At 67.0% G+C, this 25,941-nt stretch carries 23 protein-coding genes and 1 pseudogene; 11 read left to right on the top strand and 13 right to left on the bottom strand.

Annotated elements, in window-relative coordinates:
* Positions 1-35: 35 nt before the first annotated feature.
* Genes J0I47_RS10610 through metW form a run of 4 tightly spaced genes read left to right on the top strand, consistent with a single transcriptional unit; the run spans position 36 to position 3,779 of the window.
* Positions 36-1,607 (top strand): NAD(P)/FAD-dependent oxidoreductase, encoded by a 1,572-nt coding sequence (locus J0I47_RS10610; RefSeq protein WP_294046971.1) that lies wholly within the window; start codon positions 36-38, stop codon positions 1,605-1,607.
* 56 nt (positions 1,608-1,663) lie between these two features.
* Complete coding sequence (locus J0I47_RS10605) at positions 1,664-2,767, top strand: homoserine O-acetyltransferase (RefSeq protein ID WP_294046970.1); 1,104 nt, start codon at positions 1,664-1,666, stop codon at positions 2,765-2,767.
* Entirely contained in the window at positions 2,764-3,195 is a 432-nt protein-coding gene (locus J0I47_RS10600; RefSeq protein WP_294046969.1) for a GNAT family N-acetyltransferase, read from the top strand. The genes J0I47_RS10605 and J0I47_RS10600 overlap by 4 nt, the downstream gene beginning before the upstream one ends.
* Positions 3,192-3,779: a methionine biosynthesis protein MetW gene (gene metW / locus J0I47_RS10595; RefSeq protein ID WP_294046968.1), complete on the top strand. Its 588-nt coding sequence runs from the start codon at positions 3,192-3,194 to the stop codon at positions 3,777-3,779. The genes J0I47_RS10600 and metW overlap by 4 nt, the downstream gene beginning before the upstream one ends.
* A gap of 26 nt (positions 3,780-3,805) precedes the next feature.
* Here the strand turns inward: metW and J0I47_RS10590 are convergent.
* The 6 genes and pseudogenes from J0I47_RS10590 to J0I47_RS10565 all read right to left on the bottom strand — a co-directional run.
* Positions 3,806-4,294: pseudogene (locus tag J0I47_RS10590) on the bottom strand (GAF domain-containing protein); the annotation flags it as partial.
* Positions 4,295-4,303: 9 nt separating this feature from the next.
* A complete protein-coding gene (gene ssb, locus J0I47_RS10585) occupies positions 4,304-4,840 on the bottom strand; it encodes a single-stranded DNA-binding protein (RefSeq protein WP_294046967.1) in 537 nt (178 codons plus the stop codon).
* Between the two features lie 8 nt (positions 4,841-4,848).
* Positions 4,849-6,711, bottom strand: coding sequence for a ferrous iron transporter B (locus J0I47_RS10580; protein ID WP_294046966.1), 1,863 nt, complete (start codon positions 6,709-6,711; stop codon positions 4,849-4,851).
* An 8-nt stretch (positions 6,712-6,719) separates the two neighbouring features.
* A complete protein-coding gene (locus J0I47_RS10575) occupies positions 6,720-6,992 on the bottom strand; it encodes a FeoA family protein (RefSeq protein ID WP_294046965.1) in 273 nt (90 codons plus the stop codon).
* Between the two features lie 53 nt (positions 6,993-7,045).
* Positions 7,046-7,702, bottom strand: coding sequence for a COQ9 family protein (locus tag J0I47_RS10570; RefSeq protein WP_294046964.1), 657 nt, complete (start codon positions 7,700-7,702; stop codon positions 7,046-7,048).
* Positions 7,703-7,710: 8 nt separating this feature from the next.
* Complete coding sequence (locus J0I47_RS10565) at positions 7,711-8,643, bottom strand: DMT family transporter (RefSeq protein WP_294046963.1); 933 nt, start codon at positions 8,641-8,643, stop codon at positions 7,711-7,713.
* 49 nt (positions 8,644-8,692) lie between these two features.
* Here J0I47_RS10565 and J0I47_RS10560 point away from each other — a divergent pair, with 49 nt between their 5' ends.
* Both J0I47_RS10560 and J0I47_RS10555 read left to right on the top strand, forming a co-directional pair.
* The gene (locus J0I47_RS10560; protein ID WP_294046962.1) at positions 8,693-9,760 is read left to right on the top strand and encodes an alkene reductase; all 1,068 of its coding nucleotides are present in this window, start codon (positions 8,693-8,695) and stop codon (positions 9,758-9,760) included.
* A gap of 50 nt (positions 9,761-9,810) precedes the next feature.
* A complete protein-coding gene (locus tag J0I47_RS10555) occupies positions 9,811-10,005 on the top strand; it encodes a hypothetical protein (protein WP_294046961.1) in 195 nt (64 codons plus the stop codon).
* Between the two features lie 176 nt (positions 10,006-10,181).
* On the opposite strand, the gene J0I47_RS10550 is transcribed toward J0I47_RS10555, so the two are convergent.
* The 4 genes from J0I47_RS10550 to uvrA all read right to left on the bottom strand — a co-directional run bounded on the left by J0I47_RS10550 (position 10,182) and on the right by uvrA (position 16,188).
* Positions 10,182-10,607, bottom strand: coding sequence for a glycine zipper 2TM domain-containing protein (locus J0I47_RS10550; RefSeq protein ID WP_294046960.1), 426 nt, complete (start codon positions 10,605-10,607; stop codon positions 10,182-10,184).
* 85 nt (positions 10,608-10,692) lie between these two features.
* A complete protein-coding gene (locus tag J0I47_RS10545; protein ID WP_294046959.1) occupies positions 10,693-11,049 on the bottom strand; it encodes a hypothetical protein in 357 nt (118 codons plus the stop codon).
* A gap of 862 nt (positions 11,050-11,911) precedes the next feature.
* The gene (locus tag J0I47_RS10540; RefSeq protein ID WP_294046958.1) at positions 11,912-12,997 is read right to left on the bottom strand and encodes a TIR domain-containing protein; all 1,086 of its coding nucleotides are present in this window, start codon (positions 12,995-12,997) and stop codon (positions 11,912-11,914) included.
* 239 nt (positions 12,998-13,236) lie between these two features.
* Positions 13,237-16,188, bottom strand: a complete 2,952-nt coding sequence (gene uvrA, locus J0I47_RS10535) for an excinuclease ABC subunit UvrA (RefSeq protein WP_294046957.1) — start codon at positions 16,186-16,188, stop codon at positions 13,237-13,239.
* Positions 16,189-16,588: 400 nt separating this feature from the next.
* Between uvrA and J0I47_RS10530 the strand changes: the two genes are divergently transcribed.
* From J0I47_RS10530 to J0I47_RS10510, 5 genes are all read left to right on the top strand, one after another.
* Positions 16,589-17,353, top strand: a complete 765-nt coding sequence (locus J0I47_RS10530) for a PEPxxWA-CTERM sorting domain-containing protein (RefSeq protein ID WP_294046956.1) — start codon at positions 16,589-16,591, stop codon at positions 17,351-17,353.
* Between the two features lie 171 nt (positions 17,354-17,524).
* A complete protein-coding gene (locus J0I47_RS10525) occupies positions 17,525-18,406 on the top strand; it encodes a sterol desaturase family protein (protein ID WP_294046955.1) in 882 nt (293 codons plus the stop codon).
* Positions 18,396-18,866, top strand: a complete 471-nt coding sequence (locus J0I47_RS10520) for a GFA family protein (protein ID WP_294046954.1) — start codon at positions 18,396-18,398, stop codon at positions 18,864-18,866. Before J0I47_RS10525 ends, J0I47_RS10520 begins: the two co-directional genes overlap by 11 nt.
* Before the next feature lie 47 nt (positions 18,867-18,913).
* Positions 18,914-19,540 (top strand): DUF1275 family protein, encoded by a 627-nt coding sequence (locus J0I47_RS10515; protein WP_294046953.1) that lies wholly within the window; start codon positions 18,914-18,916, stop codon positions 19,538-19,540.
* A 41-nt stretch (positions 19,541-19,581) separates the two neighbouring features.
* On the top strand, positions 19,582-19,947 hold the full coding sequence (locus J0I47_RS10510; RefSeq protein ID WP_294046952.1) for a hypothetical protein: 366 nt from the start codon (positions 19,582-19,584) through the stop codon (positions 19,945-19,947).
* Positions 19,948-20,122: 175 nt separating this feature from the next.
* Here J0I47_RS10510 and lpdA read toward each other — a convergent pair whose 3' ends face one another.
* The 3 genes from lpdA to J0I47_RS10495 form a co-directional block, all read right to left on the bottom strand.
* Complete coding sequence (gene lpdA, locus J0I47_RS10505; protein WP_294046951.1) at positions 20,123-21,517, bottom strand: dihydrolipoyl dehydrogenase; 1,395 nt, start codon at positions 21,515-21,517, stop codon at positions 20,123-20,125.
* A gap of 97 nt (positions 21,518-21,614) precedes the next feature.
* Positions 21,615-22,871, bottom strand: coding sequence for a 2-oxoglutarate dehydrogenase complex dihydrolipoyllysine-residue succinyltransferase (odhB, locus tag J0I47_RS10500; protein WP_294046950.1), 1,257 nt, complete (start codon positions 22,869-22,871; stop codon positions 21,615-21,617).
* 88 nt (positions 22,872-22,959) lie between these two features.
* Complete coding sequence (locus tag J0I47_RS10495) at positions 22,960-25,890, bottom strand: 2-oxoglutarate dehydrogenase E1 component (RefSeq protein ID WP_294046949.1); 2,931 nt, start codon at positions 25,888-25,890, stop codon at positions 22,960-22,962.
* Positions 25,891-25,941: the final 51 nt, after the last annotated feature.

The following is a 25,941-nucleotide window of genomic DNA, read 5'->3' as shown; positions in this document are numbered from 1 at the left end:
GCTTGGCAAGGTATGGCGCGGATCGGGGAGGGACGATGCGCGGACCGACGGCATTCTGGCAAGCGCTCGAGGCGGCGCGGCACGCGAACCTGGCCGCGGCGGGTGAGCCGATGCCGCTGCCCGGCGGCGACGGCCAGACGCGGCGGCAAGTGCTGGCGGCGCTGGCCGCGACGGCGGCGACGGCCACTCTGCCGCGCCCGGCGCGTGCTGCGGCTGGCGGTCCTGCCCCCGTCGTCATCATCGGCGGCGGTATCGCTGGCTTGTCGGCGCTGTGGCACCTGACGCGGGCGGGGATTGACGCGCACCTGTACGAAGCGCGCACACGGCTGGGCGGGCGGATGTACACGGCGAAGGCGAAGGGCCTGCCGCCGATCGAGATGGGCGGGCAGCTCGTCAACACCGACCATGCCGACATGCACGCGCTTTGCCGCGAGTTCGGCGTGCAATTGATCGACCGCAAGGGCGGCACGTTTCGGACGATGATCCTCGACGGCGCGACGGAGGTGCCGTCGGCGACGCTGGTCGCGGGGCTGCGCGGCATCGCCGGACAGATCGACGCCGATTCGGTACGGCTGGACCAGAATTACGCCAAGGTCGCGACCGAGCTCGATCAGCTGTCGTTCGCCACCTATCTCGACAAGCATGCGCGGCTGATCCCGGAGCCATGGGTGCGCCGCCTGATGGAAGCGACCGCGCGCACCGAATATGGCGTCGAGCCAAGCCAGGCGTCGGCGATCGAACTGGTGTTCAACCTGCCCGCGATCGACGGTCGCCGGATCGACGTGCTGAGCCGCAGCGACGAACGTTACCTGATGGCGGGCGGGAGTTCGTCGCTGGTCGAGGCGATGGCGGCGCGACTGGCGAGCCGCATCACCCCCTATCGCCGCGCGACGCGGATCGACCCGGCGAGCAGCGGTGCGCGCGTGACGTTCTCCAACGGCGAGAAGGTCGATGCGTCCGCCGTAATTGTCGCAGTACCGATCTCGATCGTCGGCTGGATCGCGTTCGGTGTGGCGCTCCCACCGCTGTGGCGCCGCTTCAACGCCGAGGTCGGGCTGGGGCGGAACGGCAAGGTCAATGCGGTGACGACGGCGCGACCATGGGAGCGGCCGATCGGGCGGGGCGGCGAGATCTGGCAGGTCGATCATGCGGCGGGCAGTTCGCTCGGCTGGGATGGCGGGGTGCGACCGACGCGCGGGCCGGGCAGCATTTGGACATGGTTCACCGGGGGTAGCGAAGTAACAGCCGCCGACGCCGCCGATCCGCACACGCTGGCGTTGCGCTGGGCAAAGTTCGCCGATGCGAGCGTCCGGGGGATGGGCGCTGCGACGAGCACGACGGTGCGCCGGACCAGCTGGCACCGCGATCCGTCCACGATGGGTGGCTACGTCAATTTCCGCCCCGGCCAGTTGACGCGCTTCGCCCCGCTGATCTGGACCGAAACCGGCGGCATTGCGTCATCGCCACCGTCCGCCGGGCCGGTGCACTTCGCCGGCGAGCATCTGTCGGACGCCTATCCCGGCTACATGAACGGTGGCGCGCAGACCGGTCGGATGGCGGCACAGGCGGTGATCGCCGCACGGGCGCCGGCGCGGCGGATGGGGTAGCGCTTCACGAACGGCGAGGATTGATGCCGCCCGAAATTTCTCTAACGGCCACAGCCATGTCCACCGACCAGCGTTTCGGCCTGTCGTGCCGCGTCACCCTGCCCGGGCCGCTCCGGCTCGACGGAGGCGGCGTGCTGGTGCCGGTCGAGATCGCGTACGAGACCTATGGCGATCCCACGTCGCCGCCGATCCTGATCTGCCACGCCCTAACCGGCGATCAGCATGTCGCGAGCGAGCATCCCGTGACCGGCAAGCCCGGCTGGTGGACGCGCATGGTCGGGCCGGGCAAGCCGATCGACCCGGCACGACATTTCATCGTCTGCGCCAACGTGCTCGGCAGTTGCATGGGGTCGTCGGGTCCGGCCTCGATCGATCCCGTGACGGGTCGGCCCTATGCCATGGCGTTCCCCGTTATCACCATCCGCGACATGGTTCGCGCGCAGGCGATGCTGCTCGATCATCTCGGGGTCGGCGAGGTGACGGTGGTTGGCGGGTCGATGGGCGGGATGCAGGCGCTGAGCTGGGCGGCGACCTATCCGGAGCGCGTGACCAAGGCGGTCGTGATCGCCTCGACCGCGCGCCACACCGCGCAGAACATCGCGTTCCACGAGGTCGGTCGACAGGCGATCATGGCCGATCCCAAATGGGCGAGCGGCGATTATTACGGCAGCGGGACGGGGCCAGCGGCCGGCCTGGCCGTCGCGCGGATGGCGGCGCACATCACCTATCTGTCCGAAGCCGGCCTGACCGAGAAGTTCGGCCGTAAGTTGCAGGCGCGAGAGGCGAAGACGTTCGGCTTCGACGCGGACTTCCAGGTCGAAAGCTACCTGCGGCACCAGGGGCTGAGTTTCACCGACCGGTTCGATGCCAACGCCTATCTCTACATCACCCGCGCGATGGATTATTTCGATCTGGCTGAGGAGCATGGCGGGTTACTCGCCAACGCCTTCCGCCAAACGCGGACGCGGTTCGCGCTCGTCAGCTTCGACACCGACTGGCTGTACCCGACCGCCGAATCGCGGATCATTGTCCAGGCACTCAACGCGGCGGGCGCGGCGGTCAGCTTCGTCGAGTTGAAGAGTCCATACGGCCATGACGCCTTCCTGCTCGACTCGCCCGAACTGAACCGCGTGGTCGACGGTTTCCTGAGGGCGGCATGATCGAACTGGACGACGACCGGGCGCGGCTCGATGTGGTGCGCGTCCATGCGTGGCTCGCGTCGAGCTACTGGTCGCCGGGCATCGATCGCGCGACGGTCGAGAAGGCGATTGCGGGGTCGCATTGCCTCGGCGCCTACGATGCGAGCGGGCAGGTCGCGTTTGCGCGGATGATTACCGACCACGCGACCTTCGCCTGGCTCGCCGACGTCTGGGTCGAGGAAAGTGTGCGCGGGCAGGGGATCGGGCATCGGCTGGTTGGCTGGTTCCTCGACCATCCGGATTTCCAGGGGTTGCGGCGGATGGCGCTGGTCACGGCCGATGCGCATGGCGTGTACGAAAGCCTGGGTTTCCACACATTGCTGCGGCCCGAGCGGTACATGGAACGGCTCGCATCGGATTTCGCGCAGATGCTCAAGGTCGCGCCATGAGCCTTCGCCCCGACCTCGCGGTGATCGCCGATCACGTCGCGCCGGGCAGCCGCGTGCTCGACATCGGCTGCGGCGATGGCGCGCTGATGGCCGCCTTGCGTGACGAGCGGGGCGTCGATGCGCGTGGGCTGGAACTCGACCCCGACGGCGTGGCGGCGGCGGTAGCGCGGGGGATGAGCGTGGTGCAAGGCGACGCCGACACCGACTTGGCCAGCTATCCCGACGATGCGTTCGACTATGCGATCCTCAGCCAGACGTTGCAGACGACGCGGGCGCCGGACGTGGTGCTCGACCATCTGCTGCGGATCGGGCGGCGCGCATTCGTGTCGTTTCCCAACTTCGCGCAGTGGCGAGTCCGCGCGTCGTTATTGTGGGGCGGGCGGATGCCGGTGACGCGGCAATTGCCGCAGACATGGTACGCGACACCCAACATCCACCACGTCACGATCGACGATTTCCGCAGCCTGCTCACCGAGCGCGGCATTACGGTCGAGGGCGCGTGGTTCCTGTCGGGCGATCGCCGGCGCGGGGCGCTGATGGCGAATTTGCTCGCCCAGCATGCGGTGTTCCTGCTGCGGCGCTAGATCAGCGTGCGGTGGGCGCGGAATGCGGCGACGACCGCTTCGGCGAGTACTTGTAGCCCCTGATATTGCAGATCGCTCAAGCCCTTGCGCGGGATGCGATCGATCACGCACAGCGATCCCAGCGGCACACCGTCATCGGCAACCAGCGGCGCGCCGGCGTAGAAGCGGATATAGGGATCGCCCGTCACCAGCGGGTTGGTCGCGAAGCGCGGGTCGAGCGTCGCGTCAGGCACGACCATTACGTCGCTCATCTGCATCGCATATTGGCAGAAGGATGTGGCGCGGGGCGTCTCGCTGACGGCCAGCCCGGTGCGCGCCAGGAAGAACTGGCGATCGCGCTCGACCAGGCTGACGAGCGCGATCGGCGCGCCGCACAGCCGCGCGGCGAACGCGGCGATCCGGTCGAGGCGACCGCTCGCCTGCAAGGCATCGAGGTCGAATTCGGCGAGCGCCGCATCGCGGCTCGCTTCGTCGATCACCCAGCCGGACACGGCCGGCGCGTGGAGCGGCGTCACCGCTGCCGCTCAGAACGGCACGTCGTCGTCGAGATCGTCGGCGAACCCGCCGCGGCCACCGCCACCGCCACCGCTGCCGCCCCCGAACCCGCCGCCGCTCGAACTACCACGGCCACCGCCGAAATCGTCACCGCCGGCGCCCCAGTCGTCACGCCCGCTGGAGACGTTGCCGCCGCCACCGCCACCCTGACCCGGCGCGCCGTCGAGCATCGTCAGCACACTATTGAAGCCCTGCAATACGATCTCGGTCGAATATTTGTCCTGGCCCTGCTGGTCGGTCCATTTTCGAGTCTGCAGCGCGCCCTCGATATAGACCTTGCTACCCTTGCGCAGATAGCGTTCGGCGACGTTGGCGAGACCTTCGTTGAAGATCGCGACCGAATGCCATTCGGTCTTTTCCTTGCGCTCGCCGGTGTTGCGGTCCTTCCAGCTGTCCGACGTGGCGATGCGCAGGTTTACCACCTTGCCGCCGTTCTGGAACGACCGGCTTTCGGGATCGCGCCCCAGATTGCCGACCAGGATGACCTTGTTGACGCTGCCCGCCATAACTTCCTCTACAAACCGAATCCTCTAGCGATCCAGTATGTAGCGCCCGCCGCGACGTATGCCAGCGCGAACAGGTAGGTCACCATGAACGCAGGCCATTTCCACCCGTTGGTCTCGCGCCGGGTGATCGCGATCGTCGAGATGCATTGCGGCGCGAACACGAACCACATCAGGAACGCGAGCGCGGTCGCCAGGCTCCAGTTCGCCTTCAGCTTCGTCCGCATCGCCGCGTCGCCCGCCGCCTGCTCGGGATCGTCGACCGCGTAGGTGGTCGCGATCGCCGACACCGCGACCTCGCGCGCGGCCATTGCCGGGATCAGCGCGAGCACGATGTCGCGGTTGAACCCGATCGGGCGGAACACCGGCTCGATCCCGTTGGCGATGCGCCCGGCGACTGAGTAATTGACCGGCGACACCGGCGATCCCGCCGGCGGCTTGGGAAAGCTCAGCAGCGCCCATAGCACGATCGTTGTCATCGCGATGATCGTGCCGGCGCGCTTCAGGAAGATCTCACACCGCGTCCATAGCCCGATCGCGACGTCGCGCCAGTTCGGCATCTGATATTTCGGCATTTCCATCATGAAGCCCGACGACGCGCCCTTGGTCACCGTCCGGCGGAGCACCAGCGCCACGACGAACGCGCCGATTACGCCCATCACGTACAGGCCGAACATCACCAGCCCCTGCAACCCGATCCATCCGCCAATCCGCGTGTCTGGGATCAGCGCGCCGATGATGAGCGTGTAGACCGGCAGCCGCGCCGAACACGTCATCAGCGGCGCGATCAGGATCGTGGTCAGCCGGTCCTTCTCGTCCTCGATCGTCCGGGTCGCCATGATGCCCGGAACCGCGCAGGCGAAACTCGACAGCAGGGGAATGAACGCCCGCCCCGACAGCCCGACGCTCGCCATGATCCGGTCCATCAGGAACGCCGCGCGGACCATGTAGCCCGACGCTTCGAGCAGCAGGATGAAGAAGAACAGGATCAGGATCTGCGGCAGGAACTTCACCACCGCGCCGACGCCGGCGATGATGCCGTCGTCGATCAGCGAGCGCAGGATGCCATCGGGCATCACCGTGTTGAGCGCGGTGCTGATGTCGGCGAAGCGCTCGGCGATCCAGTCGGCGGGCGCGGCCCCGGCGAAGAACACCGCCTGGAACATCACGAACAGGATCGCGAAAAGCAAGGCAACGCCGGCGATCGGATGCAGCGCGATCGCGTCGAGCGCGTGCGTCCAGCGCCGCACCGGCGTCTCCGACACGGTCGCCCCCACCGCGATCTGGCGCGCGCGGCGTTGCAGCGTGACCATGTCGGCATGGAGCATCGCGTCGCCTCGGCGCAGGGCCGTGGCACCCGGCGTGACGATGCGGTCGAGCCCCGCCTTCAGTTCCTCGATCCCGCGCCGCCGGACCGCGACCGTAGGAATCACCGGCACGCCGAGCTCGCGCTCCAGCACCGCCGGATCGAGCGTCAGCCCGTCCCGCTCGGCGAGATCGACCATGTTGAGCGCGACCACCAGCGGCAGTCCCAGCGCGATCAGCTGCAAGGCGAAGCGCAGGTGGTTGTCCAGATTAGACGCATCGACCACGACGACGATCGCATCGGGTAACCGTTCGCCGCTCTGCTTCCCCATCACGACATCGCGCGTCACGCGCTCGTCGGGGCTCGAGGGTTCGAGGCTGTAGGTGCCGGGCAGGTCGAGCAGTTCGACCGGGCGCCCGTCACTCAGCACCATCCGTCCGGCGTGCCGCTCGACGGTAACGCCGGGGTAATTGCCGACCTTCTGCCGCGCGCCGGTCAGCGCGTTGAACAGCGCCGATTTGCCGGCATTGGGGTTGCCGACCAACGCGACCAGCGGGGCGGGATGCACGTCGATCCCTATTCGGCGGCTTCGGCGAATGCCTCGGGGGCGACCAGGATCGCGGCGGCGACGCGGCGGCGCAACGCCACCGTCATCCGCCCGATGCGGCACGCGATCGGCCCGCCGCCCAGCCGTGCGCGGTGCAGCACTTCGATATCCACGCCTTCGTCGAAACCGAGCTCGCGCAGGCGGCGTGCCTCGGGCGGGGCCAGCCGATCCCACGCAACACCGGCCACCGTCGCACGCTGGCGGCGGGGAAGCTGTTCCAGGCTGAGCGGAGTCGGCGCCATTCCTCCCAGCTAAGGCAGCTGCGACTGATTATCAATAACGCAATTGTCGCGCCTTATACCGCCGGATAGCGCAATCGGCCGATGAACCGCGACAGGCTGGGGCGATGCATGCCGCGAGCGAGGAATCCCGCCTTCGCCTTTTCGAAGCGCATGATGCCGTCGATCCGCCGCGCCAGGAACGCGCGGGTATCGGCTTGCTGCGCGCTCTCGTCGTCGAGGAACACGGTGATCGTTGCGGCATAGACCGCACCGAGCATCGCCCGCTTCGTGTAATGGTTGTAGTCGGTCGCGGTATCGCCCGCCGCGCGCCACATCGCGTCCGCCGCCCGCCAGCCGAGCTTCGCGCCGCGCGCGACGTTCTGCGGCATCGCCAGGATCGCGAGCGCGCGCCGCAGTCCCTCGCGCTGCGGCGACAGCAGGTCGAGCCGCGCTTCGACCAAAGCGGTGATCCGCTCGCGCACCTTCATCGCCGCCAGCCGGTCGGGCGGCAGCTGGTCGAGCATCGCCGCGTCGATATGCGCGAACCATGCATCGATCATCGTGACCGCATCGGGCAGCGCCAGCAACGCGACATCACGATCGATCCCGATCCCGTCGGCGGCCAGGTCGCGCGCAGCGGCGGTCCAGCCATCGAACCCGGCATTGGCCGCGACCAGCGGCGCCAGCGCCGTGCGGATTTCGGGGATCGTCGGATCGGCAGGCAACGTCATGGCGGGCGTTATGCCTTCTCGACGCCCTCGGGAGCAAGCTCTGCCGTATCGCTGCGCGTTCGCCGCACCAGCACGAGTGCCAGTCCGACCAGCCCGGCCCCCAGCCAATCGATCGTATCGAGCCGCTCGCCATACCCGATCGCGCCGATGATAGAGCCGACGATCGGCTGGATCAGCAGCATGATGCCGACGATCAGCGGCGACGCCTGGCCAAGCGCGAAGATCATCAGGCTCTGGCCGACCACCTGACTGACGAGCGCCAGCGCGATCAGCGGACCCCATTGCTGCGGCACCACCTGTTCGCCCATCGCCAGCGCGATCAGCAGCAGCGGGCCCAGGCTGGCGAGCGTCGAAGCGGCGAGTGCGGGCACCGGCGGCATCGTATCGCGCGCCCGCGCCATCACCGCGAAATACAGGGTGTAGAAGATGCCGGCGAGCACGCACAGCAGGTCGCCGGCGAAATGCTCGGGCGCGATGTGCAGCGACCGGCCCATCAACAACATCGCGCCGACCAGGGCCAGCACCAGCGCCAGGCCCTGCGTCCGTGATGGCCATGCACGCGCCACGACGAAGCCGTAGAGCGGAAAGATCAGGCTCGCCGAATTGCCGAACAAGGTGGCGTTGGTCATGCTGGTCTTGCGGATGCCGACGTGCCAGCTCGCCAGATCGACCGCGAAGCACAGGCCGCCGATCGCGACCGCCCACAACACGCCGCGCCGGCTGTGCCCCGGCCGCCAGCCGCTCGCCACCGCTGCCACCACCAGCACCGGCGCCGCCAGCGCCAGTCGCCAGAACGCCGCCGCGACCGGGCCGACATCGGCCATCCGGACGAACAGCGGACCGAAGGCCAGCGCGACATTGCCCACCACCAACGCGACCAGCGTCAGCGACGGCGACGCCGTGCGGCGCGATGATCCAGCAAAGCTCCTTGCCTTGGGCATGACGCCCCCTACCTCTGCGTCTCTGACAAAGCACCAGCGAAGGATGCCGATGCCCACTCTGTTCGATCCGATCCAGCTCGGCGACATCGCCGCCAAGAACCGCATCCTGATGGCGCCGCTGACGCGAGGGCGCTCGACGGCGGAACATGTCCCGACCGACATCATGATCGACTATTACCGTCAGCGCGCCGGCGCCGGAGTCATCATCACCGAGGGGACGGGCGTGAGCCGGCTCGGGCTCGGCTGGCCCGCCGCGCCGGGGCTGTGGACGTCCGAACAGGTCGAGGCATGGAAGCCGGTGACTGCCGCTGTGCAAGAGGCTGGCGGGCGGATCGTCGCGCAGATCTGGCACATGGGGCGCCTCGCGCGGCCCGATGTTACCGGGCTGACCCCGCTATCATCCTCGGCGACGCGCGCGCCGTACCACAAGCCCGACCAGAACCCCTATGCCGAGGCACGCGCCGCGACGCTCGACGACATTCGCCGAGCCCAGGACGAATATGCCGCCGCCGCGCGAGGCGCGATCGCGGCCGGGTTTGACGGCGTCCAATTGCACGGCGCGAACGGCTATTTGATCGACCAGTTCCTGCGCGACAACACCAACCTGCGCGACGACGACTATGGCGGCAGCCCGGAAAACCGCATCCGCTTCATGCGCGAGGCGGTCGCCGCGGTAATCGCCGAGGTCGGCGCCGGCCGCACCGCGATCCGGCTGTCGCCCAACGGCGAAACGCAGGGCGCGGACGACAGCAACCCCGCCGCGGTGTTCGTCCCCGCCGCGAAAGCGCTCGACGATCTCGGCATCGCCTTCCTCGAACTGCGCGAATTGTCGCCGACGGGCACGTTCGGCGCGACCACGGTGCCCAAGCTCAGCCCCGAAATCCGCGAGGTCTTCACCCGTTCGCTGATCCTCAACCAGGACTATACGCTGGACGCGGCCGAGGCGGACGTCGCCAGCGGCCTGGCCGACGGCATATCGTTCGGGCGCAAGTTCATCGCCAATCCCGATCTGGTCGAGCGCTTCCGCACCGGCGCGCCGCTCAACGCCGACAACGTGCGCACGTGGTACACGCCGGGACCGGAGGGCTATACCGACTATCCAGCGCTGGCCGGCTGACGGAACGGCGGCGGGGCGCGGGCGGTTGATGGCAGTCGAGGAGACCAAAGATGAACCGCCCCGCCACCCATCATGTCGACCCGGACGCCCCCGACCACGCGCCGGAAACGATGCCCGGCGCCAACATCTCGACCGAGCATCAGGAGGAGGGCGACGCCAAACGCCCGTCCGATACGCTCGACCGCGACAAGGTTCCGCCGAAGGACGACGGCGGGCGCAAGAGTTCGTTTTTGCACAATTATTGAGCAGTAGCCCGCCGCGCGGTAAAAGCGGCAGAACCCTAAATGTCAATCTGCATGCTTTGCACCATTGGCGGTACGACGCGGGAGTGAAACCCGCGTAGTCGGACGCGGCTCTAGCCGCGCCGGCCGTGACCGCCTTGGGGCTCGGTTCTAGCTGGCGCCAAAACCGTTGTCGGCGATCAGCGACACCGGACGTTGTTGCGATCGATCGAGTTGCCGACCGCCGCGCCGGCCGCCGCACCCAGCAGGATGCCGAGCGGCTCCGACCGGCCCGACGTTACCGCCGCACCCAGCGCGCCGCCGGCGATCCCGCCGACGATCAGTCCCGTGGTCCCGTCCGACCGGCGGCAATAATAGCGGCCGTCCTGCCCGACATAGACGCGGTCGTTGTCGCTCAGCCGGCGTTCACGATAACGCGGAGCGTCGACATAATAATGGTCGGCATAATAGCCGTTGTAGCGCGGATCGGGCCGGTCGTAATCGTAGTTGCGATAGCGGTGCCAGTCGCTGGCATAGCCCGGTCCCGGGCTGTCGTAATCGCTGCACCCGGTCAGTCCGGTCAGCGCGGTCGCGGCGGCCAACAGGCCGATAGTCACCGTACGCATACAATCCTCTCCTGTCCTAGCCCCGCCCGGCGTCAATGCGCGAGCGGGGGAAATGGTTGCGCGAGCGTTCTGGTCGCTCGGCCGGTCATTCGGCGGGGGTCAGTTCCTCGACCCGGGTATCCTCGGTGAAGCCGGTGGCGACGCCGGGCGGCGGGCGCAGCGCCTCCCGCTCGGCGGCGGTGGGCGTCGCGGTGGGGTCGGGGCGGAAGGCGGGCGGCACGCGATCGCCCGGTTCGGGATGCGGCTGGTCGAGCGCGAGGTCGGGCGCTTCATGCCCCTCGGCCGCCGGGAAGAAGCGGTCGAGCAGGCCGTAGCGCAGCGCCGCCCCGACCGCGGCGGCGCCCAGCCCGACCACCGCCGCCGCGCCGATCGCGCGGTTGCGGGCATGGTGGTCGGTGACGAAGCGGCCGTGGCTGTCGCGGCGCTGGTTGGGGTTGGGCATGGCGGATCTCCTGGCAGGGGCGCGGGTTCGCGGAATCAACGGCCGGGAGTGGGCCCATGTTCCGATATTGCCGGCGACGTGCGCGCAAGTTGGCGCAGCGGCCCGAAAATCCGCGAAATCCGGTCCCGACCGGGCAAAAGTTGGACGAAAGTGATGGTATCGGGCCGCCGAACGTGGCGCGGTGCGCGCGCCGCCGCTGCGACCTGCCAGCGCGATCGGCGGAAGTTGGCGAAGTTGACGCGCAGACGAACATTCAAGCATCGCCCGCGCGGCGGCGGCGATGCCGCGGAACAGGTCTTCGGTCGCTGCCCGGTTGACGAGTATGTCGGTCGGGGTCGCGGGGCGCGGCCGGCCGAGCCGCCCGGCGTTCAGGTGCGCCTGCCACGCGCGCACGCTATCGGGCTGGTACGGGTCGGGGTGATCGCGCGGGCGCACGACGAGCCCGCGATCGAGCTGGACAGCAGGGTGCGACGGCGCCGCGCGGGTATGAGGATCGGTCGTCGGGATAGCCTCCGGTCAGGACAAGGGAGGCGCGGCAGATATGCCAGGAAGGGGTGTGTAGGACAGCCCCGGCGGCAAGGGGATTAGCGCCAGCTAATCCCGAGCCCCAGCCGGGGGCCGGCCGGCGCGGCCAGCAGCCGCGACCGACGACGCGGCTTTGCCGCGGCGCGGCACTGTGCCTCGAACGCGACAGTTCAGTCATGATCTAGTCCGCTTTATTCCTGCCTTGCGATCTGCTTGACCCGATCCAGGGTGCCGACGAACGGACCAAATCACGGCCGAGAGCGACGTAAGGAGCGCAGCTAGGCCAAAAAGAGCAGATGCTGTTATTGTAATCACGAGTGGCAAACTCCGTCTAGCGCTAACTAGTAGCCTTACGGAAATCATCAAACGCTTCGAGTAACTTAAACGTCGCCTCCATATCTAAGCCATCGCCAGAGTATCGACATTCATATAAACCTTGTAAGTTCGACGGCAGGGTTACACCATTCTCTACTAAGAGAATGAACTTATTGAAGTACCATGCGCGAGCAACACCAATTTCAATCAAAACATTTTGATTGATCTGCGGAACTTCATTGCCGTCTTTGTCAAACAAGACTCCGTCAGCACCGACATGAATGACAGCTGCTTGGCATGAGCGCATATCATCCAATACTTTGTCTGGCACAGGTTTCGCGGCGGTTTCGTTATTTTTGGCAATGACCGGCTCGAATCCGCCATGCCGAACTATCTTCTCGATCTGTCCTAAGATCTTTTGATTCTTCCCGTGCGTAATGAAAACGCGTTTTACACCCTCTGGCGTGCTCTTCGTCGTATTGAGGCTTGCAGAGGCAATCGGCGCGTCGCTAACTCCAAGATTGGCTATCAGGGCTTGGATACCCTCGGGCGGCGGACCAAAGGGGGCGGCAGATAAGGAGGGGTCAACATCAGTGACCGGCTCAGGATCAAAAAGCGATTTACCCGAGCCTTGCCTCGTTCCTTCCATAAAGACGAATTTTTCGCCTTTAATGTCAGCCAGAATGCCCGCCAGTTCAGCATTGGCTTTAAGAATTTCGAGTGATTGTGCTGCTCGCTCCTTGGGTAAACCCAGATCAACTAGAACGTTTTGTGCAATCAAATCTTTTGGAAATTTAGCGTTATTATATCGCTGGAGAAATTCACGAGGAATGCGGGCTTTCAAAATCGCTTCAATCAAACCCTTTTGCACGTCGTCTTCTGCGGTGGGGCGAACGATCTTCAATCCCAAGGGCGTCAAGTTGATTTCGGCTGCTGCATATCCCCCCTCGGTCAGTCCGTAAGCAATAGCCGTGCCGCATAAGTTCCGCCAAGGGCCGCTGGTTGGCGTAACTCCAATTGCCATAGCGACACGGAGTGGGGCCGCGCCTTTGCCTGCAAAATTATCCCAGATAGCTTTCGGCAAGCGTAAAACTTGATCCAAAGGCATATTGGGCGCCTTGGCTCACGATTACTCGCTTAGCAGTACCAGTGTTTTCGGAAACCACGGGATCAGCCACAGACGGAACTCCAAATGGGTGCCCATCTTGTAGACCAAAAGAGGAACAGAATCAATAGAGGCAGAGTAGCAGAATCATCTGGCCCATATTTCGTCATTATTATATATGTAAATCAGTGTGTTAGGCTGATGTGAACAAAAAATACCGCCACCCTGCCTTTATTTTTCTATCACTCCACCCCCTCAACCACCCGCTTCTTCGCCTTCACCATCTTCACCCCCGCCTCACTCCGCAACAATGGCGCGAGGTACTTCCCCGTAAAGCTCCGCTCGACCTTCACCACATCCTCCGGCGTGCCCGCGGCGACGATCTCGCCGCCCTTCACGCCACCCTCAGGGCCCAGGTCGATGATCCAGTCGGCGGTCTTGATGACGTCCAGGTTGTGCTCGATCACCACCACCGTATTGCCCTGTTCGACCAGCGCGTGGAGCACTTCGAGCAGCTTGCGGACGTCCTCGAAATGGAGGCCGGTGGTGGGCTCGTCGAGGATGTAGAGCGTCTGGCCGGTCGCGCGGCGCGACAGTTCCTTGGCGAGCTTGACGCGCTGCGCCTCGCCGCCCGACAAAGTCGTCGCCTGTTGCCCGACCTTGATATAGCCGAGCCCGACCTCGACCAGCATCGCCATCTTGTCGCGGATGCCGGGGACGGCCTTGAAGAACTCGGCGGCGTCCTCGACCGTCATGTCGAGCACGTCGGCGATCGAATGGCCCTTGAACTTCACCTCCAGCGTCTCGCGGTTGTAGCGCGCGCCGTGGCACACGTCGCAGGTGACGTAGACGTCGGGGAGGAAGTGCATCTCGATCTTGAGCACGCCGTCGCCCTGGCACGCCTCGCACCGGCCGCCCTTGACGTTGAAGCTGAACCGGCCGGGCTTGTAGCCGCGCGCCTGCGCCTCCGGCAGGCCGGCGAACCAGTCGCGGATCTGGGTGAAGGTGCCGGTATAGGTGGCGGGGTTCGACCGGGGCGTGCGGCCGATCGGCGACTGGTCGATGTCGATGACCTTGTCGAGATGTTCGAGGCCGGTGATCCTGTCGTGCTTGCCCGACAGGATGCGCGCGCCGTTCAACTGGCGCGCGGCGGCGGCGTAGAGCGTGTCGATGGTGAAGCTCGACTTGCCGCTGCCCGATACGCCGGTGATGCAGGTGAAGGTGCCGAGCGGGATGCTGGCGGTGACGCCGGTCAGGTTGTTGGCGGTGGCGTTGTGGACGGTCAGCTTCTTGCCGGTGCCCTTGCGCCGGGTCGCGGGGACGGGGACTTCGCGGGTGCCGTTGAGATAATCGGCGGTGACGCTGTCGGTGTGTGCGAGCAGTTCGGGCAGCGTGCCCTTCGCGACGATCTCCCCGCCATGGACGCCGGCGCCGGGCCCCATGTCGATGATGTAATCGGCGGTGCGGATCGCATCCTCGTCATGCTCGACCACCAGCACCGTGTTGCCGAGGTCGCGCAGGCGGCGGAGCGTCGCGAGCAGCATGTCGTTGTCGCGCTGGTGGAGCCCGATCGAGGGCTCGTCGAGGACGTAGAGCACACCAGACAGGCCGCTGCCGATCTGCGAGGCGAGGCGGATGCGCTGGCTCTCGCCGCCGGAGAGGGTGCCCGACGTGCGGTCGAGGTTGAGGTAATCGAGGCCGACGTTATTCAAGAAGCCGAGCCGCTCGACGATCTCCTTCAGGATGCGCTCGGCGATTTCCTTCTGCTGGCCGTTGAGGTGGTTGGGCAGGTCGGTGAACCAGGCGAGCGCGTCGACCACCGACAGATGAGTCGCGTGGCTGATGTCCTGCATCGCGACCTTCACCGCCAGCGCCTCGGGCTTGAGGCGGGCGCCGTGGCAGGTCTCGCAGGGTTGCGACGACTGATATTTCGACAGTTCCTCGCGCATCCAGGCGCTCTCGGTCTGGAGCAGGCGGCGGTTGAGGTTGCCGATCACGCCCTCGAACGGCTTCTTCACGTCGTAGCTCTTGCGGCCGTCGACGAAGGTGAGGGTGACGGCGCGGCCCTTGGTGCCGTGGAGGATGACGTCGCGCACCTCCTGCGGCAGGTCGGCCCATTTGGTGTCGAGGCTGAAGTCGTAGGCGCGCGCGAGGCTGCCGAGGACCTGCATGTAATAGGGGCTGGGCGGGTTGGACTTGGCCCAGGGGACGACTGCGCCCTTCTTAATCGACAGATCGTGGTTGGGGACGACGAGGTCCTCGTCGAACACCAGTTTCTCGCCGAGCCCGTCGCACGCCGGGCAGGCGCCCTGCGGGGCGTTGAACGAGAAGAGGCGCGGCTCGATCTCGGCGATGGTGAAACCGCTGACGGGGCAGGCGAACTTTTCGGAGAAGACGATGCGGTTGGCCGGCACGCCCGCGCCCTTCATCGCGCCGGCATCCGCCGCTTCGTCCTCGCGCCCCGGCACCACGCCGTCGGCCAAGTCGACATAGGCCAGGCCCTCGGCCAGCTTCAGCGCGGTTTCGAAACTGTCGGCCAGGCGGGTCGCGCCGTCGGCGTTCACCGCGATGCGATCGACCACCACCTCGATATCGTGCTTGTACTTCTTGTCGAGCGCCGGCGCCTCGTCGATCTCGTACAGTTCGCCGTCGATCCGCACGCGGGTGAAGCCGGCCTTCTGCCACTCGGCGAGTTCCTTGCGATACTCGCCCTTGCGCCCGCGCACGACCGGCGCGAGCAGGTACAGCCGCGTCCCCTCGGGCAACGCCATCACGCGATCGACCATCTGGCTGACCGTCTGCGCGGCGATCGGCAGGCCGGTCGCAGGCGAATAGGGGATGCCGACGCGCGCCCAGAGCAGGCGCATGTAGTCGTAGATCTCGGTGACGGTGGCGACGGTCGAGCGCGGGTTGCGGCTGGTGGTCTTCTGCTCGATCGAGATGGCGGGGGACAGGCCTTCGATATGATCGACGTCGGGCTTCTGCATCAGCTCGAGGAACTGGCGCGCATAGGCCGACAGCGATTCCACGTAGCGCCGCTGGCCCTCGGCATAGATCGTGTCGAACGCGAGGGACGACTTGCCCGACCCCGACAGCCCGGTGATGACCGTCAGCGTGTCGCGCGGGATGTCGATATCGACGCCCTTGAGGTTGTGCTCGCGCGCGCCGCGCACGGAAATGGTCGTCAGTGGCATGGATCGCTCGTTCCATATTTGTTCTGATTGCTAGGCGTTGGTCCGGTGAGCGTCAATGCGCAGCCGCCGATTGCAATGTGGGAGACGATCGACTCGGCGCAAGGTTGCCGGTGGTCCGCGACTCGGAAAGGGGCGATCCGGGCCGTCGCCGCCAAAACAGAATATGAACAGGATGTAACCGTTACCATTTTGGGTATAGTGGCATACCCCGATTCTGTCGTGAAATGGGACGGAATCTTGCGCCCGATCATCCTAAGTGTCGATAGAGTCACGTATAATATAGTTAAATGCCCGGTAGGAACTGACCGATTTAAGAACTTCCTGCTCCCCCGATCGCGTCTTACGGGCGTCATCGGAAATTTGGGGCGGGGCATAGGGTCCTGACCGGGGAGAAAACGACATGAAGAAGTATCTGATCGCGTCGGCCGTTCTGGCGGCCGCTGTCGCCACGCCGGCGATGGCCGCCACCGAACTGGTCACCAACGGCAATTTCAGCCAGACCAGCCGCGGGGGCAACTTCCAGTTCGGTGACGATCCGCTGTCGGCGGGCACCGTGACTGGCTGGACCTCGACGTCGACCGCCACCACGCGCGCCGCCAACAATTACGGCTACAACCTGCTGGTCAACGGCAGCAACACCGGCGCGAACGCCGATGGCCGTTTCAGCTATACCGGCAAGGAATATCTGTCGAGCGTGCCGACCGGCACCTCGTCGATGGGCAACTTCGTCGTCCTCGACGGCGACACGCTGGCGCGCGGCGTGCTCAGCCAGACGATCAACAACCTGATCGCCGGCAACACCTACACGCTGACGTTCCAGTGGGGCGCGGGCCAGCTCGCCAGCCGCAACGGCGCGACCACCGAGTCGCTGACCTACAGCCTGGGCAACCAGAGCTTCACCACCAACACCGTCAACACCACGTCGGGCGGCAACCAGGGCTGGTACACCGTGACGCAGAACTTCGTCGCGGGCGGCACCAGCCAGACGCTGTCGTTCCTGTCGAACGGCACCCCGAACGGCCTGCCGCCGGTCGCGCTGCTCGACAACGTGTCGCTGACCGCCGCGGTGCCCGAGCCGGCGAGCTGGGCGCTGATGATCGTCGGCTTCGGCGCGATGGGCTACTCGCTGCGTCGTCGTCGCGAGACCGCGCTGCAGACCGCCTGAACGAGGGGCATCCCGCGCGGCTGAAACGCGCGCGGGATTTCCTTTGCCGGAAAATGAGGGAGGGCGGCGGCGACCAGCATGGTTGCCGCCGCCCTGCCGCGTTCGTCGATTGTCAATCTCGGCATGCGAGAGAGTGAGCCGGCGCGGCGCAAATGAGGTAGAAGCGGGACCATGAACGGCATCGTCATCGACGTGATCCGGCTGAGCCTGTGGCTCGCGTTGCTCGCGACATTGTTCACGCCGCTCGAATGGCTGTTCTCGCTGCACGATCGCCGCAGCGCCGCCGGGCGGCGGCGGGGGTGGCTCGCCGATCTCGGCTATTATTATCTCAACGGGTTGTTGCCGGGGCTGTTGCTCGCGCCGCCGCTGGCGGTGGTCGCGCTCGCGGTGCATGCCGTCACCCCCGACGCCTATGCCGCGTGGATCGCCGCGCTACCGTTCGGGGTGAAGCTCGGCGCCGGGCTGCTGGTCAGCGAGATCGGCGCCTATTGGGGGCACCGCTGGTGCCACACCGTGCCGTTCCTGTGGCGGTTCCACGCGATCCATCATTCGGTCGAGCGGCTCGACTGGCTGGCGAACACGCGCGCGCATCCGCTCGACATCGTGTTCGTGCGGCTGTGCGGGCTGGTGCCGCTCTATGCGCTGGGGCTGGCGAGCCCGCGCGCGACCGGGGCGGCGGCGATGATCCCGGTCTATATCGCGCTGGCCGGAACGGTGTGGTCGTTCCTGGTCCACGCCAACGTACGCTGGCGGTTCGGTTTCCTGGAACAGCTCGCCGCGACCCCCGCCTTCCATCACTGGCACCATACCAACGGCGCGGAGGGGCGCGACCGCAACTATGCGGCGATGTTCCCCTGGGTCGATCGGCTGTTCGGCACGCTGCACCTGCCGCGCGACGCCTGGCCGCCGGTCTATGGCATCGACGCGCCGATCGAGGGCGGGATGGCGGCCGAGCTGATCCATCCGTTTCAGCCGCCGCGGCGCGCGCCGTCCGCGTCGGGCCAGCCGTCCGCGCCGCCCCAGACCGGACCAGCGGTATCGCATGCCGATTGAGGGTGGGTGCAGCTGCGGCGGGGTGCGGTACGCGCTCGCCTCGCCGCCGATGGTGGTGCATTGCTGCCACTGCACCTGGTGCCAGCGCGAGACCGGCAGCGCATTCGTCGTCAACGCGGTGATCGAGGCCGACCGGCTGCGCGTGACCCGAGGCGCGGCCGACTATGTCCCGACGCCGTCCGCCAGTGGCAAGGGGCAGGAGATCGCGCGCTGCCCGACCTGCCGCGTCGCGCTGTGGAGCCACTATGCAGGGTCGGGGCGCAAGTCCGCCTTCGTCCGTGTCGGCACGATGGACGATCCCGCCGCATGCCCGCCCGACGTTCACATCTTCACCGCGAGCAAGCAGCCGTGGGTGGTACTTTCCGACGGCGCGCCCGCCTTCGCCGACTTCTACCCGACCAGCCAGGGCGTCTGGTCGGACGAGGGCCGCGCGCGATGGAAGGCGTTGATGCAGGGCTAGCGTCGGCGCCGCTTGCCCGGACGCGCGCGGGCGGTAATTTGGCGCGCATGGAACGCTATTCGAGCCGCTGGATCGCGATCGCGGTGGTGCTGGCGGCGCTGGCCGGATTCGTCGATGCGATCGTGTTCACGATCCTAGGCTTCTTCGCCTCGTTCATGAGCGGCAATTCGACGCGGCTGGCGGTCGGGCTGGGCAGCGGGGCGATCGGCGATGCCGCGATCGCCGCGGCGCTGGTGCTGGCGTTCGTCGCCGGCGTGATCGCCGGGACCGTCGTGGCGCGAGTCGCGGGAGCCCGCGCGCGCGGGGCGGTGATGGGCTTCGTCGCGGTGCTGCTCGCGCTGTCTGCGGCGCTGTCCGAGGTGGCGCCGGCGCGGATCGACCTGTTGCTGGCGGCCGCGGCGATGGGGGCGATGAACGGCGTGCTGGCGGAAGGCGGCGAGGTCACGGTCGGCGTCACCTACATGACCGGGTCGCTGGTCAAGCTCGGCCAGCGGCTGGCGGCGGCGTTGATGGGCGCGGGCAATCGCTGGGCGTGGCTGCCCTATCTCGCGCTGTGGAGCGGGTTCGTCGCCGGCGCGGCGCTGGGGGCGGGGGCGGCGCTGGCGCTCGGTATGACCGCCTTATGGGTCGCGGCGGGAGCGGCGGCGGTGGTCGGCGCGTTGGTAAGCCGATAAGGTCGCCAGTTGGTGGCGAGTCGCGCGTTATCGGAGGAACCATGCATCACGTCACGGTCGATCGCATCAACAAGCTCGTCGAAGTGCGGTTGCAGGGCGCGCTCGACCTGGCGGCGATCGAGGCGTCGGGGGCGGCGACCCGCGCGGCGGTGCGGTCGCTAGGGCTCGGGCCGGGTGCGCACGTCACGCTGTGCGACGTGAGCGAGGGCGGGGTGATCGACGATGCCGCCATCGCCAGCGCTTTCGCGCAATGGGCCGACCCACGCTACACCGTCGTACGCGCGCGCAAGGTCGCGATCGTCGCCTCCGCGCTCAACCGGCTGAAGGCGACCGCGCCCAGCGCGACGCGCGACAACATGGCGCTGTTCGCGACTCGCGCCGAGGCGATGCGGTGGCTGTTCGCGTGAGCCGATCGTAGCCGCCGGGTGTTCTGCGAGAGGTGCCTGGAGCGCCCCCCGGTGGGATCGGTCGCGGCTCTAGCCTAACGATGACGCTTCAGCCCGTCGCGGCAAAGCCGCGCCGTCGGCCGGCGCAAGAGCGCCGCCGGCCGGGCAAGCCGCAACTATCCCTATTCAGCCTCGGCTAAATGTGAATGGGTTTGCCCTGCACCCCCATCGCCGCTTCCTTGATCGCTTCGCTGTGCGTCGGGTGGGCATGGCAGGTGTAGGCGATGTCCTCGCTGGTCGCGCCGAACTCCATCGCCTGCGCGGCCTGCGCGATCATCGTGCCGGCGACGCTGGCGATGCACCACACGCCGAGCACGCGGTCGGTCTTCGCATCGGCGATCACCTTCACGAAGCCGTCGGGCTCGTGGTTGGTCTTAGCGCGGGAGTTCGCCATCATCGGGAATTTGCCGACCTTGACCTCGCCGCGCTCCCTGGCGGCTTCCTCGGTCAGGCCGACCCCGGCGATCTCGGGCCAGGTATAGACCACGCTCGGGATGACGTCGTGGTTCACGATGCCGTGCTGGCCGGCGATATTCTCGGCGACGGCGATGCCCTCGTCCTCCGCCTTGTGCGCGAGCATCGGGCCGGGGACGACGTCGCCGATCGCCCAGATGCCGGGGACCGAGGTGCGGAAGTCGTGGTCGATCTCGATCTGGCCGCGCTGGTTGGTCGACAGGCCCGCCGCGTCTAGCGCGAGGCCATCGGTGTTGGGCTTGCGGCCGATCGACACGAGCACGACGTCGGCGTCGATCGTCGACGCCTCGCCGCCCGCCGCCGGTTCGACCGTCAGCGTGGCGCCGTCGCCCTTCGCCGCGACGCTGGTTACCTTGGTGCCGAGCTTGAACTCCAGGCCCTGCTTCTTGAGGATCTTGTTCGATTCCTTGCGGATCTCGCCGTCGAAGCCGGGCAGGATCTGGTCGAGGAACTCGACCACCGTCACCTTCGCGCCCAGCCGCCGCCACACGCTGCCAAGCTCCAGCCCGATCACGCCGCCGCCGATCACCACCATGTGGCCCGGCACCTGCGGCAGTTCGAGTGCGCCGGTCGAGGACACCACGACCTTCTCGTCGATCTTCACGCCGGGCAGCGGGGTGACGCTGGAACCGGTGGCGATGACGATGTTCTTCGCGCGCACGGTGCGGTCGCCGACTTGCACCGTGTCCTTGCCGGTGAACGCGGCATGGCCCTTTAGCCACTCGACCTTGTTCTTCTTGAACAGGAACTCGATCCCGCCGGTCAGCTGCTTCACCGCGTCGCGGCGCTGGCCGTGCATCGTGTCGAGGTCGAGCTCCGGCGTAACCTTGATGCCCATCTTGGCGAAGGTGCCGTTGGCTGCATGGTCGAAATATTCCGACGCGTGCAGCATCGCCTTGGACGGAATGCACCCGACATTGAGGCACGTCCCGCCGAGCGTCGCGCGGGACTCGGCGCACGCGGTCTTGAGCCCCAACTGCGCCGCACGGATCGCCGCGACATACCCGCCGGGGCCGGCACCGATCACCAGGACGTCGAAATCGTATTCGTCTGCCATCTTTTCCTCCGTCGCCCCGGCAAAGGCCGGGGCCGGCCAGCGAGGGAACAATCACGCAGCGACCCCGGCCTGTGCCGGGGCGACGTGGTCTATATAGTTACAGGTCGATCAAAATCCGCGTCGGGTCTTCGATCGCGTTCTTGAGCGCGACCAGGAACGTCACCGCCTCGCGGCCGTCGATCAGGCGGTGGTCGTAGCTGAGCGCGAGGTACATCATCGGGCGGACCACCACCTGGCCGTCGCGGACGACCGGGCGGTCCTCGATCCGGTGGAGGCCCAGCACTGCCGATTGCGGCGGGTTGATGATCGGGGTGCTCATCAGGCTGCCGAACACGCCGCCGTTGGAGATGGTGAAGGTGCCGCCCTTCATCTCGTCCATCTTGAGCGTACCGTCCTTGGCGCGCTTGCCGAAATCGCCGATCGTCTTCTCGATCCCGGCGACCGACAGCTGGTCGGCGTCGCGGATCACCGGCACGACCAGGCCCTGCGGCGCGGAGACCGCGACCGAGATGTCGGCGTAATCGTGATAGACGATCTCCTGATTGCCTTCTGGGCCGTCGATCTGCGCGTTGACCGCGGGCACGTCCTTCAGCGCCATCGTCGCGGCCTTCACGAAGAAGCCCATGAAGCCCAGCCGCACGCCGTGCTTCTTCTCGAACAGGTCCTTGTACCTGGTCCGCGCCTCGATGACGGCGCTCATGTCGACGTCGTTGAACGTCGTTAGCATCGCGGCGGTGTTCTGCGCGTCCTTCAGTCGCTTGGCGACGGTCTGGCGGAGCCGCGTCATGCGGACGCGCTCTTCCTTGCGGCCCGACGTGGCGGCGGCGACCGAGGGGGTCTGCGGCGCAACGGCGGCGGCGGGCGCCGGCGCTTCCGCCTTGGCCGCGATCACGTCGTCCTTGGTCAGGCGGCCGTCCTTGCCGGTGCCCTTGACCGTCGCGGGGTCGACCCCGGTCTCCAGCACCGCGCGGCGCACGCTGGGCGACAGCGCGGCGGGCGTATCGCCGGCCGCTCCGGCAGTCGGGCCGCTGCCCGGAGCCTGCTGCCCGGCAGTAGCGGCGGGGGCGGCCTGCGCGGGAGCAGGGGCGGGCGTGGGCGAGGGGGCCGCACCGGCGCCACCCGCCTCGACCGTCGCGAGCAGCGCGCCGACCGCGACATTGTCGCCGACCTGCACCGCGTGCGCGCCCATCACGCCGGCGACGGGCGAGGGCACCTCGACCGCGACCTTGTCGGTTTCGAGGGAGACGATCGGCTCGTCCTGCTTGACCGGGTCGCCCGGTTGCTTGAGCCATTCGCCGACGGTCGCCTCGACGATCGATTCACCCAGGACGGGCACGGTTACTTCGGTTGCCATTCTCACCTCGTCATCCCGGCGGAGGCCGGGATCGCTAAGTTGTTTTCACGCTGCCAGCGGCCCCGGCCTGCGCCGGGGCGACGAGCAGTCAATTCTTCCGCGTCCGCCGGATTTCCTCGCGGACGTTGTGGCCCAGCGCATCCGCCACCAGCGCCGCCTGTTCGGTCTGGTGCCGCTTGGCGAGGCCCGTCGCGGGCGACGCCGCCGCCGCGCGGCCGGCATAGCGCGCGCGCGCCGTCTTCGCCTTGCCCGCCGCCAGCGCTTCCTCGATCAGCGGTTCGACGAAGAACCAGCCGCCATTGTTCTTCGGCTCTTCCTGCGCCCAGACCACGTCTGCCAGCGCCGGCATCCGCGCGATCCGCTTGGCCAGCGCCTCGGTCGGGAACGGGTAGAGCTGCTCGATCCGGACGATCTGCGTGTCGGTGTCGCCCGCCGCGTCGCGCGCGTCGAACAGGTCGTAGGCGACCTTGCCGGTGCACAGCACCAGCCGCTTGGTCGCGGCATCCGCCGGCGCGTCGGGATCGCTCAGGATGCGGCGGAAATGGCTGTCGCCCAGGAAATCCGCCGCCGCCGACACCGCGCGCTTGTGGCGCAGCAGCGACTTCGGCGTGAAGATCACGAGCGGTTTGCGGAACGTCCGGTGCATCTGCCGGCGCAGCAGGTGGAAGAGGTTGGCCGGCGTCGTGCAGTTGGCGACCTGGATATTGTCGCCCGCGCACAATTGCAGGAAGCGCTCGACGCGCGCCGACGAATGTTCCGGCCCTTGGCCCTCGTAGCCGTGGGGCAGCATCATCACCAGGCCGTTGGCGCGCAGCCACTTGGCTTCGCCCGACGCGATGAACTGGTCGATCATGATCTGCGCGCCGTTCATGAAGTCGCCGAACTGCGCTTCCCAGATGACGAGCGTCTTGGGGTCGGCGAGCGCGTAGCCATATTCGAAGCCGAGCACGCCATATTCGCTAAGCGGCGAGTCGAGCACCTCGAACGCGCCATGCTCGACCTGGGCGAGCGGCACGTATTTGTGCTCGTCATTCTGGTCGACCCAGACCGCGTGGCGCTGGCTGAACGTGCCGCGGCCAGAATCCTGCCCCGACAGCCGTACGCCATAGCCCTCGGACAGCAGCGATCCGAACGCCAGCGCCTCGCCGGTCGCCCAGTCGAAATTCTCGCCGCTCGCGAACATGTTGCGCTTGGCGTCGAGCACACGGGCCAGCGCCTTGTGCACGGTCATGTCGCCGGGCACCGTCGTCAGCGTCCGGCCGAGGCTGTCGAACAGCTTCTTCTCGATGCCGGTATCGACGCTGCGCCGCGCGGTCTCGGCATCGGCGGGGGCGTGCAGTCCCGACCAGCGGCCGGCGAACCAGTCGGCCTTGTTCGCCTTGTAGCTCGCACCCGCCTCGAACTCGCCCTCGAGCAACGTGTCGAACTCGTGGGTGATGCGGTCGACCCAGCCCTGGTCGATCACCCCTTCCGCGACCAGCCGCTTGCCATAGACTTCGCTGACGCCGGGATGACCCTTGATCGCCTTGTACATCAGCGGCTGGGTGAAGCTCGGCTCGTCGCCCTCGTTATGGCCGAAGCGGCGGTAGCACCACATGTCGATGACGATGTCGCGGTGGAAGGTCTGGCGGAACTCGATCGCCATCTTGCACGCGAAGGTCACCGCTTCGGGATCGTCGCCGTTGACGTGGAAGATCGGTGCCTGGACGCCCTTCGCGACGTCCGACGGATAGGGCGACGAGCGCGCGAATTGCGGGCTGGTGGTGAAGCCGATCTGATTGTTGATGACGAAGTGGATGCAGCCGCCGGTATTGTAGCCGCGGATGCCGGAGAAGCCGAGGCACTCCCACACGATCCCCTGCCCGGCAAACGCCGCGTCGCCATGGATCAACACGGGCAGCGAATGGCTGTGCTCCTCCAGGTCATGCGCCAGCGTCTGGATCGCGCGAGTCTTGCCCAACACGACCGGATCGGCGGCCTCGAGGTGGCTGGGGTTGGCGACCAGCGACATGTGCACCTTGTGCCCGTCGAACTCGCGGTCGGTGCTGGTGCCGAGGTGATATTTGACATCGCCCGACCCGCCGACATCCTCCGGATTCGCGCTGCCGCCGCCGAACTCATGGAAGATCACGCGCAGCGGCTTGCCCATCACGTTGGCCAGCACGTTGAGGCGGCCGCGATGCGCCATGCCGAACACGATGTCGTTGACGCCCAGCTGGCCGCCATATTTGATGACGCTTTCGAGCGCGGGAATCATCGCCTCGCCGCCGTCGAGCCCGAACCGCTTGGTGCCGACATATTTCTTGCCGAGGAAGCTTTCCCACTGCTCGGCCTCGATCACCTTGTTCAGGATCGCCTTCTTGCCGTCGGCGGTGAAGGTGATCGCCTTGTCCTTGCCCTCCATCCGGTCCTGGAGGAAACGGCGCTCCTCGACATCGGCGATGTGCATGTATTCCAGGCCGACATTGCCGCAATAATTGGCGCGCAGGATATCGACGAGCTCGCGGATCGTCGCCCATTGCATGCCCATCTGGCCGCCGAGATAGACCGGGCGGTCGATGTCGCCGTCGGAAAAGCCGTGATATTCGGTCTTGAGATCCTCGGGCAGGTCGGCCCGCGCCAGGCCGAGCGGATCGAGATGCGCAGCCAGGTGCCCGCGCACGCGGTACGTGCGGATCAGCATCATCGCACGGATCGAATCCGCGGCGGCGGCGATGATCGCGTCGGGCGACGGCGCGGCGGCCGGCTTGGCGGCGGGCGTACCGCTTTTGGTAGGCTTCGGCGCCGGCTCCATCTGCGTCGGGTCGAGCGCGGCGGTCAGGTCGTCGGTGGTGGATGGCGGCCACGCCGGATTCGCCCAGCTCGCGCCCGACGGCCCGCTCTCCAGCCCCTCGAACCAGCCGCGCCACGACGGCTCGACGCTGTCCGGCGACTCCCGGAAGCGCTTGTAGAGCGTCTCGACGAACGCAGGGCTGACACCCCCCGCGATCTCGCTGAAATCCTGACCTTCGTAGCCCATGGCTCACTCCGTCGTCCCGGCGGAGGCCGGGACCGCTAGGTTGCTTCTCTC

The organism is Sphingomonas sp. (genome assembly GCF_017304635.1).
Lineage (GTDB): Bacteria > Pseudomonadota > Alphaproteobacteria > Sphingomonadales > Sphingomonadaceae > Sphingomonas.
The sequence above is the reverse complement of the archived record's forward strand: the minus strand, read 5'-3'. Positions and strand labels throughout refer to the sequence as shown.

Coding starts and splice junctions, on each gene's coding strand:
- ssb (WP_294046967.1), bottom strand. CDS start 4,840: ATGGCGGGCAGCGTCAACAAGGTCATCCTGGTCGGCAATCTGGGGCGC.
- J0I47_RS10515 (WP_294046953.1), top strand. CDS start 18,914: ATGGAACGCTATTCGAGCCGCTGGATCGCGATCGCGGTGGTGCTGGCG.
- J0I47_RS10520 (WP_294046954.1), top strand. CDS start 18,396: ATGCCGATTGAGGGTGGGTGCAGCTGCGGCGGGGTGCGGTACGCGCTC.
- J0I47_RS10525 (WP_294046955.1), top strand. CDS start 17,525: ATGAACGGCATCGTCATCGACGTGATCCGGCTGAGCCTGTGGCTCGCG.
- J0I47_RS10530 (WP_294046956.1), top strand. CDS start 16,589: ATGAAGAAGTATCTGATCGCGTCGGCCGTTCTGGCGGCCGCTGTCGCC.
- J0I47_RS10555 (WP_294046961.1), top strand. CDS start 9,811: ATGAACCGCCCCGCCACCCATCATGTCGACCCGGACGCCCCCGACCAC.
- lpdA (WP_294046951.1), bottom strand. CDS start 21,517: ATGGCAGACGAATACGATTTCGACGTCCTGGTGATCGGTGCCGGCCCC.
- J0I47_RS10570 (WP_294046964.1), bottom strand. CDS start 7,702: ATGACGTTGCCTGCCGATCCGACGATCCCCGAAATCCGCACGGCGCTG.
- metW (WP_294046968.1), top strand. CDS start 3,192: ATGAGCCTTCGCCCCGACCTCGCGGTGATCGCCGATCACGTCGCGCCG.
- uvrA (WP_294046957.1), bottom strand. CDS start 16,188: ATGCCACTGACGACCATTTCCGTGCGCGGCGCGCGCGAGCACAACCTC.
- J0I47_RS10545 (WP_294046959.1), bottom strand. CDS start 11,049: ATGCCCAACCCCAACCAGCGCCGCGACAGCCACGGCCGCTTCGTCACC.
- J0I47_RS10575 (WP_294046965.1), bottom strand. CDS start 6,992: ATGGCGCCGACTCCGCTCAGCCTGGAACAGCTTCCCCGCCGCCAGCGT.
- J0I47_RS10550 (WP_294046960.1), bottom strand. CDS start 10,607: ATGCGTACGGTGACTATCGGCCTGTTGGCCGCCGCGACCGCGCTGACC.
- J0I47_RS10565 (WP_294046963.1), bottom strand. CDS start 8,643: ATGCCCAAGGCAAGGAGCTTTGCTGGATCATCGCGCCGCACGGCGTCG.
- J0I47_RS10600 (WP_294046969.1), top strand. CDS start 2,764: ATGATCGAACTGGACGACGACCGGGCGCGGCTCGATGTGGTGCGCGTC.
- J0I47_RS10495 (WP_294046949.1), bottom strand. CDS start 25,890: ATGGGCTACGAAGGTCAGGATTTCAGCGAGATCGCGGGGGGTGTCAGC.
- J0I47_RS10560 (WP_294046962.1), top strand. CDS start 8,693: ATGCCCACTCTGTTCGATCCGATCCAGCTCGGCGACATCGCCGCCAAG.
- J0I47_RS10510 (WP_294046952.1), top strand. CDS start 19,582: ATGCATCACGTCACGGTCGATCGCATCAACAAGCTCGTCGAAGTGCGG.
- J0I47_RS10540 (WP_294046958.1), bottom strand. CDS start 12,997: ATGCCTTTGGATCAAGTTTTACGCTTGCCGAAAGCTATCTGGGATAAT.
- J0I47_RS10605 (WP_294046970.1), top strand. CDS start 1,664: ATGTCCACCGACCAGCGTTTCGGCCTGTCGTGCCGCGTCACCCTGCCC.
- odhB (WP_294046950.1), bottom strand. CDS start 22,871: ATGGCAACCGAAGTAACCGTGCCCGTCCTGGGTGAATCGATCGTCGAG.
- J0I47_RS10610 (WP_294046971.1), top strand. CDS start 36: ATGCGCGGACCGACGGCATTCTGGCAAGCGCTCGAGGCGGCGCGGCAC.